Origin of the sequence: Chromobacterium sp. LK11, assembly GCF_001043705.1 — a bacterium.
Classification (GTDB): domain Bacteria; phylum Pseudomonadota; class Gammaproteobacteria; order Burkholderiales; family Chromobacteriaceae; genus Chromobacterium; species Chromobacterium alkanivorans.
Genome location: NZ_LDUR01000009.1, coordinates 294,753 through 308,168, shown reverse-complemented (window position 1 = coordinate 308,168; position 13,416 = coordinate 294,753). Strand labels below are relative to the sequence as shown.

General features: G+C 62.6%; 13 protein-coding genes. 7 read left to right on the top strand and 6 right to left on the bottom strand.

The window, feature by feature from the left end; all coding sequences use genetic code 11:
* The first annotated feature begins 50 nt into the window (after positions 1-50).
* Together VK98_RS06045 and VK98_RS06040 are read left to right on the top strand one after the other, a co-directional pair.
* Positions 51-359 carry a DUF485 domain-containing protein gene (locus VK98_RS06045; RefSeq protein ID WP_048413150.1) on the top strand — a complete coding sequence of 103 codons (309 nt, stop codon included), beginning with the start codon at positions 51-53 and terminating at the stop codon, positions 357-359.
* Positions 356-1,984 (top strand): cation/acetate symporter, encoded by a 1,629-nt coding sequence (locus tag VK98_RS06040; RefSeq protein ID WP_048413149.1) that lies wholly within the window; start codon positions 356-358, stop codon positions 1,982-1,984. The genes VK98_RS06045 and VK98_RS06040 overlap by 4 nt, the downstream gene beginning before the upstream one ends.
* 7 nt (positions 1,985-1,991) lie before the next feature.
* Here the strand turns inward: VK98_RS06040 and VK98_RS06035 are convergent, their stop codons facing one another.
* Positions 1,992-2,876, bottom strand: coding sequence for a LysR family transcriptional regulator (locus VK98_RS06035; RefSeq protein WP_048413148.1), 885 nt, complete (start codon positions 2,874-2,876; stop codon positions 1,992-1,994).
* A 116-nt stretch (positions 2,877-2,992) separates the two neighbouring features.
* Here VK98_RS06035 and VK98_RS06030 point away from each other — a divergent pair, with 116 nt between their 5' ends.
* Positions 2,993-4,018, top strand: a complete 1,026-nt coding sequence (locus VK98_RS06030) for a YeiH family putative sulfate export transporter (protein ID WP_048413147.1) — start codon at positions 2,993-2,995, stop codon at positions 4,016-4,018.
* Between the two features lie 71 nt (positions 4,019-4,089).
* Here VK98_RS06030 and VK98_RS06025 read toward each other — a convergent pair whose 3' ends face one another.
* From VK98_RS06025 to VK98_RS06010, 4 genes are all read right to left on the bottom strand, one after another.
* Positions 4,090-4,515: a DUF2628 domain-containing protein gene (locus VK98_RS06025; RefSeq protein ID WP_197082977.1), complete on the bottom strand. Its 426-nt coding sequence runs from the start codon at positions 4,513-4,515 to the stop codon at positions 4,090-4,092.
* A gap of 164 nt (positions 4,516-4,679) precedes the next feature.
* Positions 4,680-5,870 (bottom strand): hypothetical protein, encoded by a 1,191-nt coding sequence (locus tag VK98_RS06020; protein ID WP_048413145.1) that lies wholly within the window; start codon positions 5,868-5,870, stop codon positions 4,680-4,682.
* 151 nt (positions 5,871-6,021) lie between these two features.
* The gene (locus VK98_RS06015; protein WP_053077251.1) at positions 6,022-6,210 is read right to left on the bottom strand and encodes a YbdD/YjiX family protein; all 189 of its coding nucleotides are present in this window, start codon (positions 6,208-6,210) and stop codon (positions 6,022-6,024) included.
* Positions 6,210-8,270, bottom strand: coding sequence for a carbon starvation CstA family protein (locus VK98_RS06010; RefSeq protein ID WP_048413143.1), 2,061 nt, complete (start codon positions 8,268-8,270; stop codon positions 6,210-6,212). The genes VK98_RS06015 and VK98_RS06010 overlap by 1 nt, the downstream gene beginning before the upstream one ends.
* A 245-nt stretch (positions 8,271-8,515) precedes the next feature.
* Here VK98_RS06010 and VK98_RS06005 point away from each other — a divergent pair, with 245 nt between their 5' ends.
* From VK98_RS06005 to VK98_RS05990, 4 genes are all read left to right on the top strand, one after another.
* Complete coding sequence (locus VK98_RS06005) at positions 8,516-9,235, top strand: response regulator (RefSeq protein ID WP_048413142.1); 720 nt, start codon at positions 8,516-8,518, stop codon at positions 9,233-9,235.
* Between the two features lie 3 nt (positions 9,236-9,238).
* Positions 9,239-10,585 (top strand): ATP-binding protein, encoded by a 1,347-nt coding sequence (locus VK98_RS06000; protein ID WP_048413141.1) that lies wholly within the window; start codon positions 9,239-9,241, stop codon positions 10,583-10,585.
* A gap of 144 nt (positions 10,586-10,729) precedes the next feature.
* Positions 10,730-11,551 (top strand): carboxylesterase, encoded by an 822-nt coding sequence (locus VK98_RS05995; protein WP_082158781.1) that lies wholly within the window; start codon positions 10,730-10,732, stop codon positions 11,549-11,551.
* 463 nt (positions 11,552-12,014) lie between these two features.
* Positions 12,015-12,602 (top strand): porin, encoded by a 588-nt coding sequence (locus VK98_RS05990; protein WP_048413140.1) that lies wholly within the window; start codon positions 12,015-12,017, stop codon positions 12,600-12,602.
* A gap of 144 nt (positions 12,603-12,746) precedes the next feature.
* Here the strand turns inward: VK98_RS05990 and VK98_RS05985 are convergent, their stop codons facing one another.
* Positions 12,747-13,367 (bottom strand): glutathione S-transferase family protein, encoded by a 621-nt coding sequence (locus VK98_RS05985; protein WP_048413139.1) that lies wholly within the window; start codon positions 13,365-13,367, stop codon positions 12,747-12,749.
* Positions 13,368-13,416 lie beyond the last annotated feature (49 nt).

Below are 13,416 nucleotides of genomic sequence, written 5' to 3'. Positions count from 1 at the left end.
CCGGCCATGGCCGGGGCGTCGCCCGCCAGACTTACGCACGGAGCCGCGTCATGACGCCACAACAACAGCAAGCGATTCTGAACCATCCCGCCTTTCAACAACTGGCCAGCCGCAAAGCGCGATTGGGCTGGAGCCTGACCGCCGTCATGCTGCTGCTCTATTACGGCTTCATCCTGGTGCTGGCCTTCGCGCCGCACTGGCTGGCCCAGCCCGTAGGCGCCGGCGTCACCACCTTGGGCATGCCGGTGGGCGTCGCCATCATCCTGGCCGCGTTCGCGCTGACCGGAATCTACGTGCGCCAGGCCAACAAGCGGCTGGACCCGCTGAACGACGAAGTCCTGCGGGAGTGCCAGCCATGAGATCCCGCCTCGCCATGTCGACGCTGACGCTGGCCGCCCCCGCCTGGGCGCAGGCCGGCGCGCCGCGCCCCCTGAACTGGAACGCCATCCTGATGTTCCTACTGTTCGTCACGCTGACCCTGTTCATCACCGGCTGGGCCGCGCGCCGCACCCGTTCCGCCTCCGATTTCTATACCGCCGGCGGCGGCGTCAGCCCGCTGCAGAACGGCCTGGCCATCGCCGGCGACATGATCTCCGCCGCGTCCTTTCTCGGCATCTCCGCGATGATGTTCAGCAAAGGCTACGACGGCCTGATCTATGCGCTGGGGGTGTTGGCCGGCTGGCCCATCATCATGTTCCTGATCGCCGAACGGCTGCGCAACCTCGGCCGCTTCACCTTCGCCGACGTGGTGTCCTACCGGCTGAGCCAGACTCCGGTGCGCATCACCGCCGCCTGCGGCACGCTGACGGTGGCGCTGCTCTATCTGGTGGCGCAGATGGTGGGCGCAGGCAAGCTGATCGAGCTGCTGTTCGGCGCCAGCTATCTGAGCGCCGTCGTCATCGTCGGCGTGCTGATGGTGTTGTACGTGATGTTCGGCGGCATGCTGGCCACCACCTGGGTGCAGATCGTCAAGGCGGTGCTGCTGCTGTCGGCCACCAGCTTCATGGCCTTCATGGTCTGGCGGCGCTTTGGCTACAGCAGCGAGGCGATGTTCGCCGCCGCCGCCGATCTTCGCGGCCAGGCCATCCTGGCGCCGGGCGGCCTGGTGTCCAATCCGGTGGACGCCGTCTCCCTGGGCTTGGGCATGATGTTCGGCACCGCCGGCCTGCCCCACGTGCTGATGCGCTTCTTCACCGTGGCCGACGCCCGCGCCGCGCGCCAGTCGGTGTTCTACGCCACCGGTTTCATCGGCTATTTCTACCTGCTGCTGATCCTGGTGGGCTTTGGCGCCATCCTCATCGTCGGCGGCGACGCCGGCTTTCGCGACGGAGGCGGCGGCATTGTCGGCGGCGCCAATATGGTGGCGGTGCACCTGGCCCAGGCAGTGGGCGGCAACCTGTTCCTCGGCCTGGTGTCGGCGGTGGCTTTCGCCACCATTCTCGCCGTGGTGGCCGGCCTGGCCCTGTCGGCCGCGTCGGCGGTGTCCCACGACCTGTACGCGGTGGCGCTGCGCAAAGGCAAGGTGAGCAGCGCCGAGGAAATGCGGGTGTCGCGGCTGGCGACGCTGGTGATAGGCCTGCTGGCCATCCTGCTGGGGCTGTTGTTCGAAAAGCAGAACATCGCCTTCCTGTCCGGCCTGGTGCTGGCGATTGCCGCCTCGGTGAATTTCCCGGTGCTGTTCCTAGCGATGTTCTGGTCCCGGCTCACCACCCGCGGCGCTGTGGCCGGCAGCGTGGCCGGCCTGGCGTCCGCCATCGCGCTCTTAATGCTGGGCCCCATGGTGTGGGTGGATATCCTCGGCAATCCGCGGCCGATCTTCCCCTACGCCAACCCGGCGCTGTTTTCCATGAGCGCGGCCTTCGCTTGCGCCTGGCTGTTGTCGGTCTGCGACCGCTCGTCCCAGGGACAATTGGAGCGCAGCCGTTTCCCGGCGCAGTACATCCGCGCGCTGACCGGGCTGGGGGCCGGCGCCGGCAGACACTAGCCCGTTTTCAGGCCAGCAGCGCCGCCATCGTCATGTTCTGGAACGCGGCCATGCCGCGGGTCAGCGTCTTGTCGCGGTGCTGCACTTGATACAGCGTGCGCGTCAGCGCCGGCAAGCCGGCGCTCACTTCCACCACCGCGCCGGTCTGCAACAGATCGGCCACCACCCGCCGCGACAGGCAGCTGACGCCCAGACCGGCCGCCACCGCGTGCTTGATCGCCTCGGAATGGCCCAGTTCCATGCTGACGTTGAGCATGGCCAGGTGAGGCAGGAGCAGGCGGTCCACCTCCTCGCGCGTGCCGGAGCCGGCTTCGCGCAGAATCCATTCCGCCTGCGCCAGGTCCTGGCGCGCCGCCTCGCCTCGCGCCAAAGGGTGATCGGCGGCGGCGAACACCACCAGCTCGTCCTGCCGCCAGGGCTGGGCAACCAAGTCAGGATGGTGGCAAGGCCCTTCGATGAAGCCGAAGTCCACCCGCAGCGCCGCCACCGCGTCGACGATGTCGCGGGTATTGGCCACGTCCAGTTCCAGCCGCGCCAGCGGCCAGGCGGCGCGGAAAGCCGCCAGCTGCTGCGGCAACAGATAGTTGGCCACCGTGCTGCTGGCGCCAATCTTCAAGGACATCGCCCCGGCGTTGAACAGGCTCTGCATGTCCTGGGCCGCGTCCAGCATCGCCCGCGCCTTGGGCCACAGCAGGCGGCCGTGCTCGTTCAGGCTTAGCCGTTTGCCGATGCGGTCGAACAGGCGCACGTCGAGCCCGGTTTCCAGCTTGTCCAGCGCCTGGCTGGCCGCGGACTGGGTCAACGCCACCTGTTGGGCCGCCTGGGTGACGGTGCCGTATTCGGCCACCGCGACGAACACTTCCAGCTCGCGCAGGGTCAGCTTCAAGGCCATGTCTGTTCCTTATATTGATTTTGCTACTGACATATATCCATTTTATCCGTTTCTCTACTGAAAACGAGGGGCGTATCGTTAGCACCATTCGCCATAGACCAAACAGGCATTTACTTATGACAAACCTTCGCCAAATCATGCCGGGCCTGGCGTTGGCCATCGCCCTCGCCGTCGCTTCGCTGTACGCAGCGGACTTGCCGGCGATGAAGCATCTGGGCTTCTCCGCGCTCACCATCGCCATCCTGGGCGGCATGCTGATAGGCAACACCGTTTACCGCTACTTCGCCGTCGCCAGCCACCACGGCATCCAGTTCTCCAAACAGAAGCTGCTGCGCCTGGGCATTATCTTGTTCGGCTTCAAACTCACCTTTCAGGACATCGCCGCCGTCGGCTTCGCCGGGGTGCTGATCGATACCCTGGTGCTGTGCACCACCTTTCTGCTGGCCTTCCGCATCGGCCGCAAATACTTGGGCATGGACGAACAAAGCGTGATCCTGATCGGCGCCGGCAGCTCCATCTGCGGCGCGGCCGCGATTCTGGCCACCGAGCCGGTGCTCAAAGCGCATGCGGAGAAAGTGGCGGTAGCCGTCGCCACCGTGGTGGTGTTCGGCACCGTGGCCATGTTTCTGTGGCCGATGCTGTATCAATGGACCAGCCATCTGGGCATTTCCGAGTTCAGCTACGGCGTGTTCGCCGGCTCCACCATCCATGAAGTGGCGCAAGCGGTTGCCGCTGGCAAATCGGTCAGCGAAGCGGCGATGACCACCGCGGTGATCACCAAGATGATACGGGTGATGATGCTGGCGCCGTTCCTGATCGCGCTGTCCAGCTGGCTGGCCGCCAAGCCGCACGGCAGCCGTCAAGAGAAGGGCCGCATCGCCATCCCCTGGTTCGCCGTCGCCTTCCTGGCCGTGGCCGCCTTCAACTCCTTCAACCTGCTGCCGGCCGCTTGGGTCAGCGCCATCGTCTCGCTGGACAACCTGCTGCTGGCCGCCGCGATGGGCGCGCTGGGCATCACCACCCACTTCTCCGCCATTCGCCAGGCCGGCGCCAAACCGATGTTGCTGGCCTCCATCCTGTTTGGCTGGCTGATCGTCGGCGGCGGCCTGATCAACTTCGGCGTCAGTCATTTGCTGCATTAAACGCCGCTTAGCCCAAAACAAAACCGCCTGGTTTGCGCCCAGGCGGTTTTTCACTGAATTGCCGTCATGGCTTAGAACAGCCCGCGGAAGGGATTCCAGCCCTTATAGCCTTTGACCTTCTTTTGGTAATACAGATAGTTCACCGACATGCCGGCCAAGGCGCTAAAACCAAAGCCAAGTCCCCGGGTGATCGATTCCGGCACCTCCAGCAAGACCAGGACCAAGTTGATCAGCAGCGCCACGCCCAATAAGGACAACATGTTTTTCCACAAGCCAAGCACCAGGTAATAGATTGGCCAGAAGAAAAAGGCGATGAAATTCATCTGCACCTTAAGGCGGTCGCCAAACGACAAAGCCTTGAAGGCTTCCTTGTAACTGGCGCTGTTCGGCGCGCCGTGCTGATCGAAGAAGGCGAATCGCCTCTGCCATTTATCGCTGTAGGCAGCGTGAGCGGAAGGTTCTGACATGGCTTTTCCACATATGGTCAATAATGACATTATTTTGCAATATGCCACAGGATAGGACAATGAAATCGAGGTCAGAGCCTGCCCCTAGCCAAAACAAAACCGCCCAGCTTACGCGCAAGCGCGTGATAGTGGTTTTACATTACGGACATGCTTCGGCTTCGCTCCTGTTCAGCCTCCTTCTGACACACTCCCTATCACTCCCACGCCTGCTCGCGTGACAACCCCTTCATAACCATCTGCTGGCTTTCCACCAAGGCCGTGGCGAACTGCCTCTTGAAGTTGTCCGCCGGGCGCCAGCCCTTGCTATCCCGGACAAAGCTGAACTCGCCTTCCAGCAACAAACGGCCCTTCTTGCCAATCATTGTCATAAACGGGTCGCGATACTGGACCATCAACTTACAATTCCAGACACCCCCTGCGCCTTGCACGCAGTCATTCAAGGGCAGTACTTCACCGAGCGCAAACTCCGGCTTCCCCAACGCCCCCAAAGCACGGGTCAAAGTCTCGGCACCCGGCCCACCCAGCTTGCGAAAGTCGAGCACGCCTTGTTGCAGCGCCTGCCTCACGCCCTGCCGGCCCAAAGGCTTGCCCAACTCCGGCAACGTACCATCCGCGTCCAACTGAGCATAACGTATGCGCAGCACACGCTCATCGCTTCCCCTTACATGGATAGCGTCGCCTTTTCCCCGTATCTCGTAGGCGATGGGCGCGCGCTGCTGCTCATCGGCCACCAGTACCGCCACGCAGCCACGGGCCCGTTCTGCCTTGATGTAACCCAGCTCCTTGACTTGCTCCAACTTGAGGTTTCGTAGGTTGAAGGTCTCCGGCGCACTCGCACTGAGTTTGGACGATATCTGGTGCAGCTTCTCGGACATCAAAGAGGCCCGTATGCTTTTCTTCACTACTGAGGCTTCACATCGGGGCACCAGCGGCGGAGTCAGGAAATACCAGCCGGCCGCCCCGAGCAGCGCTGCGCCGCCCAGCCCCCAAGCCAATTTTTCGCGCCATGGAGTCGCCTTTTGCCGCTGGAGCAGGGCCAATTCCAGTTCCAGATCCTGGCTGTACTCGTCCAGCGCCTGCCTGCGCACCGCATTGGAAGCAAAGCCTTCATCCGCATCCGCCTTGGCTTCGATCTCAACCATCTGCTCAAAGCTCAGCACTTCCTCCTCTTCCAACCAGTCCAGGCCTCCCCCCAAGGTGGAGAAGGGCTCCGCGCCCTGCTCGCGCAGTTTGTCGCGCGCAGCCTCGTAAATCGCCTTGTCAATCACTCCGCCCTCCAGCAGGCGGTCAAGAATCGGGCTTGCAAACGTGGAATCGCTCATATCGTCCATCAACGGCGCGCATTTCGCATACGCAGCCGGGCTAGTGGAAAGGGCGTTCAGCATAACCCACGCCTAAAACTCAAGCCAATTTGGATTTAAAATCCGCAAAAAAATGCCAAAACATTAAAACCGCAATTCCCACGGAACGAACCCACGCATGCAATGAAAAACGCCCGGCCAAGCCGGGCGTCTGACTATGACCAGCCGTCAGGAATCAGCACGGACACTTCTTCATGCTCTTGCCGCCATAGCGTTCGTCCTGACAGCGGCGGAAAAAAGCCTCCCGGCTCATCACCTCCGCCTTGGGATCGAAACGGCGGCGGCTGGCGACGTAGGCGTCGTAATCCTTGACCCCCACCATCAGCCGGGCGGTCTTCGCCCATTGCTGCCATAGCTTGCTCATCACGCGCCCTCCTCCCGGAACACCGCCGGCACTTCTTTGGCGGTGGACCACCTCACTGCCAGCGACTTGCGCATCACGTTCAACGCAAACACCAGCATGGCGATCACCACCGCCATGAACAACGCCGTCAAGGTGGCGTCCACATAGTCATTGAAGATGATCTGCTGCATTTGCGCCATATTCTTGGCCGGCGCCAGCACCTCGCCCTTGGCGGCGGCGGCGGAGAACTTGTCAGCGTGGGCCAGGAAGCTGATCTTGGGGCTGGCGTGGAACAGCTTCTGCCAGCCGGCGGTCAGCGTCACCACCAGCAGCCACAGCGTGGGCACGGCGGTGACCCAGATGTAGCGGGTTTTCTGCATCTTGATCAGCACCGCGGTGGCCAGGATCAGCGCGATGCCGGCCAGCATCTGGTTGGCGATGCCGAACAGCGGCCACAAGGTGTTGATGCCGCCCAGCGGATCCACCACGCCCTGGTACAGGAAGTAGCCCCAGCCGGTCACCGCGAGACCGGTGGCGATCAGGTTGGCGGCCCAGGACTCGGTGTTGGCCATAGGCTTGACCACCAGACCCAGCAGGTCCTGGATCATGAAGCGCAGCACGCGGGTGCCGGCGTCTATGGTGGTCAGGATGAACAGGGCTTCGAACAGAATGGCGAAGTGATACCAGAAGGCCATCATCGCCGGCCCGCCGATCACATTGGACAGAATGTGCGCCATGCCCACCGCCAACGTCGGCGCGCCGCCGGCGCGCGACAGGATGGTGCTCTCGCCCACGTCCTTGGCCATCTGGGTCAGCATGTCCGGCGTGATGACGAAGCCCCAGCTGGAAATCACCTGGGCGGCCTCCTCCGCGGTCTTGCCTATCACCGCCGCCGGGCTGTTCATCGCGAAGTAGATGCCCGGGTCCAGCACGCAGGCGGCGATCAGCGCCATGATGGCGACGAAGCTTTCCATCAACATGGAGCCGTAGCCTATCATCCGCGCGTGGGTTTCGTTCTCCAGCATCTTGGGCGTGGTGCCGGAAGCTACCAAGGCGTGGAAACCGGACACCGCGCCGCAGGCGATGGTGATGAACAGGAAGGGGAACAGGTTGCCGGCGAACACCGGGCCGCTGCCGTCGATGAACTTGGTCACCGCCGGCATGTGCATATTGGGCGCCACGATCATGATGCCGATGGCCAGGCCGACGATGGTGCCTATTTTCAGGAAGGTGGACAGATAGTCGCGCGGCGCCAGCAACAGCCATACCGGCAGCACCGAGGCGACGAAACCGTAGCCGATCAGGGTCCAGGCCAGCGTAGTGCCGCTCAGGGTGAACAGCGGCGCCAGGGTTTCGTTCTTGGCGATGTCGCCGCCGTAAACGATGGCCAGCATCAGCAGGATGAAGCCGATGACCGAAATCTCGCCGATCTTGCCCGGACGGATGTAGCGGGTGTAAACGCCCATGAACAGCGCGATCGGTATCGTCGCGGCGATGGTGAAGGTGCCCCACGGGCTGCCGGTCAGCGCCTTGACCACCACCAGGGCCAGCACGGCCAGCAGGATGACCATGATCATCAGGATGCCGATGGAGGCGATGACGCCGGGGATGGCGCCCAGTTCGGTGCGGATGATCTCGCCCAGCGATTTGCCGTCGCGGCGCACCGACAGGAACAGAATCAGGAAGTCCTGCACCGCGCCGGCCAGCATCACGCCGACCAGAATCCACAGCGTGCCCGGCAGATAGCCCATCTGTGCGGCCAGCACCGGTCCCACCAGCGGCCCGGCGCCGGCGATGGCGGCGAAGTGGTGGCCGAACAGCACCCATTTATTGGTGGGCACGTAGTCCAGGCCGTCATTGTATTTTTCCGCCGGGGTCAGTCGGCGGGCGTCCAGCTCCAGCACTTTGTGAGCGATGAAGCGGCCGTAAAAACGATAGGCGATGGAGTAGACCGACACCGCCGCCACGATCAGCCAGACCGCGTTGACCGGTTCGCCGCGATTGAGGGCCACGACGGCGAAGGCCGCCGCGCCGGCCAGGGCGACGGCCAGCCACACGGCCCATTCTCTTATCTGTTGCATATGGCAAGTTCCTATTCTCTTTATCCCGTTTTAATTCCCCGGTCCCTGGCGACGACAGCGGCCACGGCCGGCTTTTTTTGCCTGACCGATTCTGGATTGATAGCGCTGGAAAATCAAGCAAGCTTGTTCATTTGCAAAAGCTATCAATGGTTTATGACGAATAGCAGTCACGATAATGCTAAAGTCGCTTCGGATGGCTGCGTGCTAGTATTTTAAAATTCAAGGCAACAAATCCTCTCGAACACATGCCAAGCGATACCCCCCATATTCTCATCGTCGAAGATGACGTGAGACTAGCCGAATTGATAGGCGCTTATCTGAGCAAGCACGGCTATCGCATCTCCCAGCACGGCCGCGGCGACACCGCGCCGGCCATCATCCTGGAAGAAAAGCCGGACCTGGTGATCCTGGACATCATGCTGCCGGGCAAGGAAGGCTTCGACGTCTGCCGCGAAATCCGCCCGCGTTATAACGGCCGGGTGCTGATCATGACCGCGCGCGACGAGGACGTGGACGAAATCCTGGGCCTGGAACTGGGCGCCGACGACTACCTCGCCAAGCCGGTGGAGCCGCGCCGCCTGCTGGCGCGGGTGCGCGCGCTGCTGCGCCGCGGCGGACCCGGCGCGCAGGCCGACGGCGAGGCCGCCGACGAAGACAGCTTCACTTTCGGCCAGTTCTGCATCAGCCAGGCCACGCGCGAAGCCACGCTGAACGGGGAGCTGATCGATCTGACCACCGCCGAATTCGACCTGCTGTGGCTGCTGTCCTCCCACGCCGGCCAGGTGCTGTCGCGCGACGACATCATGAGCGAGTTGCGCGGCATCGGCTTCGACGGGCTGGACCGCTCCATCGACGCGCGCATTTCGCGGCTGCGCCGCAAACTGGGCGACAATCCCGACGCGCCGGCCCGGATCAAGACCGTGCGCGGCAAAGGCTATCTGTTCTCGCGCAGCGACTGGGAATAAGCAATGAGCACCCGTCGTCTGCGCGGCTGGCTCAAGCCGTCGCTGGGCACTCTGTTTGCCCGCTACTTCTTCGCCACCATGCTGGTGGAACTGATCATCATCATCGGCTTCGGCTTCTTGGTCACCAAGCTGTACGAAAACAGCGACCGCGACGGCAAGCTGCAGTTCATGAACGGCACCGTGACGCTGATCCGCCAGCAGTTGGCCCAAGCCCCGCACAAGGACTGGGACGGCAAGCTGGCCGAGATCGCTCGCGCCTTCAGTTACCCGGTCAGACTGATCGCCCACCCCCCCGACGATTTCGAGCCGGAGGGCCACGCCGCGCTGCTGGGCGGCCGCCCCTATCTGGACTTCGACAGCCAGCTGCTTTACGTGCCGCTGCCCCATGATCCGCGCCTGCTGCTGCTGGGTCCCCTGGAGGCGCCGGCCAGCAACAGCAGCTGGATCAGCGAGGACATGGAAATCCTGCTGCTGTGGATTCTGCTGACCGGCTCCACGCTGGGCACCCTGATCTATTTCAGCCTGCGCCCGCTGTGGAAGGACTTGCTGGAAGTGCGTCGCAAGGCGGAGGTGTTCGCCGATGGCGACTTCAGCGCCCGCGCCCAGCCCTCGAAGAGCCGGCTGCTGGCTCCCCTGTCCCTGGCCTTCAACAGCATGGCCGCGCGGCTGGAGCGGCAGATGGAGACCCGCCAGGCCTTGTCGCACGCCATCGCCCACGAGATACGCACCCCGATCGCGCGGCTGCGCTTCGGCCTGACCATGCTGGAGGAAGAAGAGGACGAGCAGGAATGGCGGCGTTACCGCGAAGGCATGGAGCGCGATATGCAGGAACTGGAAGAGCTGTTCAACACCAGCATGGAGTTCGCCAAGCTCAACCGCAACGAGGTGCCGCTGCACTGGGAAACCGTGGACCTGTACGACTGGTTCGACGATCTGATCGATCTGGTCACGCCGCTGAAGCCGTCCGGCGTCGCGCTGGAGCTGGACTGCGCGCTGGGCAACGGCGCTTTCGACCGCAAACTGATGTACGTGGCCAGCCGCAACCTCTTGCTCAACGCCTTCAAATACGCCAACGCCCAAGTTCGGCTGACGGTGCGCCACAACGCCGCCGGCCAGTTGCTGATCCATGTCGACGACGACGGCTGCGGCATCCCCGAGGCCGAGCGCGACAAGGTGTTCGAACCCTTCCTGCGCTTGGACCGCAGCCGCGACCGCGCCACCGGCGGCTACGGCCTGGGGCTGTCCTTCGTCAAGCTGATCACCGAGCACCACGGCGGCCAGGCCAGCGTCGGCGCCAGCGAGCTGGGCGGCGCGCGCTTCACCCTGCGCATCATGCAGCCTCAGCAATGAAACGCGGAGAAAAGTAAAGCCGCAGTGTGTTAAGCAATCTGAATGGGGTCACGCGCCGTCACAAAGCGGGGACAGGAAGCCAACAGACCCTGATCCGGGCCGGCGGGATAATGCCAGCATCTCAACTTGGATCGGGTATTTCCCATGGTTTCTTCACGACCGGCCGCCCTGCTGGTTCACGGTCTCGGCGGCAGCGCATATGATCTTGGCGCTCTCGGACGCACGCTGGAGGAGGCGGACATCGTCACGCACACCCCCTTGCTGCCGGGACATGGCGGCGAGCCGGAAGATCTGCTGTCCGTTCGCTGGCAGGACTGGGTGGAAACCATACGCAAGGAATACCTGGAACTGAAGACGCGCCACAAGGTGGTGCACCTGGCCGGCGTCTGCCTGGGCGGCCTGGTGGCGCTGGAAGTGGCGCGACTGGAAAACCACAAGGACGGCCTCGCGCTGTACGCGCCGCCGCTGTTCCTGGACGGCTGGAGCCTGCCCAAACTGACCTGGGCGCGCCACATCGTCTACCGCATTCCCGGGCTGGCCAAGAAAATGCGCGTGCCGGAGGTCGAACCCTTCGGCATCAAGAACGCCCGCATCCGCAAGGCGATCCAGCAACGCTTCGAGCGCGGCGAGCGCTTCCACTACGCCTACATCCCGCTGGCCTGCATCCGCCAGGTGGACGGGCTGCGTCGCCAGCTGATGCCGCGGCTGGAACAGATCACGTGTCCGACGCTGATCGTCCACGCCGACGAGGACGACATCACCAGCCCGCGCTCGGCCCGCTACTTGCAGCGCTATCTGGGCGGCAGCGTAGACTTCATGCCGCTGTCCAACAGCTACCACATGGTGATGGTGGACAATGAACGCGGCGAAGTGCTCAAGCGCAGCCTGAAGTTTTTCAACCACCGCGCCCAAGCGTCGGCGGCCGCCGCCGAACAAAACGGCTGGGCCCTGTTCGCCGCCGCCTGAACGCCGCGCCGCTGCAATCAAGGCAAGCTTCCCGCTTGCCTTTTTTCTTGCCTGCGCCCAAGGCGCCTGCTCCACGCCCCTCCAATTAAAGTTGCAAGCAATCACAACTGAACATTGAATTTAACAGCTGCGCAAACTTCCGCGCCGCCCCGTCACCAACCGTCACCAAGCCAGAACACAGCGACAATGGAAGACAAGGTCTGGCTGAAGCAAACTGTTTGCACGAGCCGGATCGGCGCCCCCGCCGGTCTTGCAACGGTTCCGTTCTCTTTTCCCTTTGTGTGACTTTGCGTGCCCGCCGGCTTCGGCGGGCATCTTTTCTTCCAATCACCGCCCTATTTGTTACAGTCCGTTACAAAAACCACTCACCTATCACACAGAGAGCGATTACAACCTAAACAGATTGATTTTCGTAGCGATCGCACAATGAACTCGTTACCAACAAAGCAAATCGTCACAAAAAATGAAAAAACTGATTACCGCTTCCGTGTTGAGCCTGGCAGCTCTGTCCGCCCACGCCGCCGATCCGGGCCTCTATGTCTTCGGCAACACCGGCTACAATTTTTCCAAATTTAACTCCGACACCAGAGCCGCTGTCATTAAGGACGCCAAAGCCGCTGGCGCCATCTGGGAACTGGGCGCCGGCTACCGCTTCAACCAATACCTGGCCACTGAATTGTCCTATGCCAACTTCGGAAAATCCAAGGCAATGCTTAGCGCCAACAGCCAATCATCCGACAGTTCGCTGCGCTCCGAAGCCGCTCGCATCGCCGTTTTGGGCATCCTTCCGGTTACGGAAAGTTTTGAGGTCTATGGCAAAGTCAGTCTCAACCGGGTTCAAAGCACCTGGAAGGGACTCAACCAAACGGAAAAACGCAATGAAACCCGTGCGGGTGTCGGCCTCGGCGCCCAGTACCACTTAAGCAAAAACCTGGCTTTGCGCGGTGAGTATGAATACATCACAGGCAAGGACCTCAAAAAAGACGGTTACACCGTGGCCAAGAACACTGGCTCCAATGTACTCAAAGCAGGCGTCAGCTTCAGTTTCTAAAACGGCCCAACTCCAAAGCAGAACGAAATTAAACACGCACAGCTGAGGATGCCGGTTTGCTAGTGGCAAATACATTCGACTCTATGTTTTGATTTCGCTCCCATCGCCAGCCGCGGCCCCTGCGCCCGCGGCTGGTTTTGCGTTTCAAGCCGCCGGCACCGCCATGCCGCGCCGCACCGCCGGCCGCTCGCCGACGCGTTGGAACCAGCCGCTCACCCGCGGAAACGCCGCCAGATCCACCTGATGCCAATCATGTCGCGCCGCCCACGGATACAGCGCGATGTCGGCGACGCCGTACTCGCCGGCAACGTAATCCCTGCCCTCCAGTTGCCGATCCAACACGCCGTACAGCCTCAAGGCTTCGTCGTGGTAGCGCTTTTGCGCGTAAGGCAGCGCTTCCGGCGCGTAGCGCAGGAAATGGTGGGCCTGCCCCAGCATCGGCCCGAAACCGCCCATCTGGAACATCAGCCATTGCAACGCCTCGTAACGCGCCGCGCCCGCCGCCGGCAGCAGGCGGCCGTGCTTTTCCGCCAGGTATTGCAGAATGGCGCCGGACTCGAACATCGCCAGCGGCCGACCCTCCGGCCCGTCGCTGTCGACGATGGCCGGAATCTTGTTGTTGGGGCTGATGGCCAAGAAGGATTCGGCGAACTGCTCGCCCTTGCCGATATCCACCGCGTGCACAGCGTAAGGCAGCTCCAGTTCTTCCAACATGATGGAAATCTTGCGCCCATTGGGCGTGCCCCAGGTATACAGATCAATCACGATGCGAGTCTCCCCTGTTCAAGGCTCGGGCCGCGCGCGTCTTCGCGCG

Bases quoted from the DNA above. Each gene is read 5' to 3' on its own strand.
- VK98_RS06000 (WP_048413141.1), top strand. From the start codon at position 9,239: ATGAGCACCCGTCGTCTGCGCGGCTGGCTCAAGCCGTCGCTGGGCACT.
- VK98_RS05995 (WP_082158781.1), top strand. From the start codon at position 10,730: ATGGTTTCTTCACGACCGGCCGCCCTGCTGGTTCACGGTCTCGGCGGC.
- VK98_RS06025 (WP_197082977.1), bottom strand. From the start codon at position 4,515: ATGTCATTATTGACCATATGTGGAAAAGCCATGTCAGAACCTTCCGCT.
- VK98_RS06010 (WP_048413143.1), bottom strand. From the start codon at position 8,270: ATGCAACAGATAAGAGAATGGGCCGTGTGGCTGGCCGTCGCCCTGGCC.
- VK98_RS06005 (WP_048413142.1), top strand. From the start codon at position 8,516: ATGCCAAGCGATACCCCCCATATTCTCATCGTCGAAGATGACGTGAGA.
- VK98_RS06035 (WP_048413148.1), bottom strand. From the start codon at position 2,876: ATGGCCTTGAAGCTGACCCTGCGCGAGCTGGAAGTGTTCGTCGCGGTG.
- VK98_RS06030 (WP_048413147.1), top strand. From the start codon at position 2,993: ATGACAAACCTTCGCCAAATCATGCCGGGCCTGGCGTTGGCCATCGCC.
- VK98_RS06040 (WP_048413149.1), top strand. From the start codon at position 356: ATGAGATCCCGCCTCGCCATGTCGACGCTGACGCTGGCCGCCCCCGCC.
- VK98_RS06045 (WP_048413150.1), top strand. From the start codon at position 51: ATGACGCCACAACAACAGCAAGCGATTCTGAACCATCCCGCCTTTCAA.
- VK98_RS06020 (WP_048413145.1), bottom strand. From the start codon at position 5,870: ATGCTGAACGCCCTTTCCACTAGCCCGGCTGCGTATGCGAAATGCGCG.
- VK98_RS06015 (WP_053077251.1), bottom strand. From the start codon at position 6,210: ATGAGCAAGCTATGGCAGCAATGGGCGAAGACCGCCCGGCTGATGGTG.
- VK98_RS05990 (WP_048413140.1), top strand. From the start codon at position 12,015: ATGAAAAAACTGATTACCGCTTCCGTGTTGAGCCTGGCAGCTCTGTCC.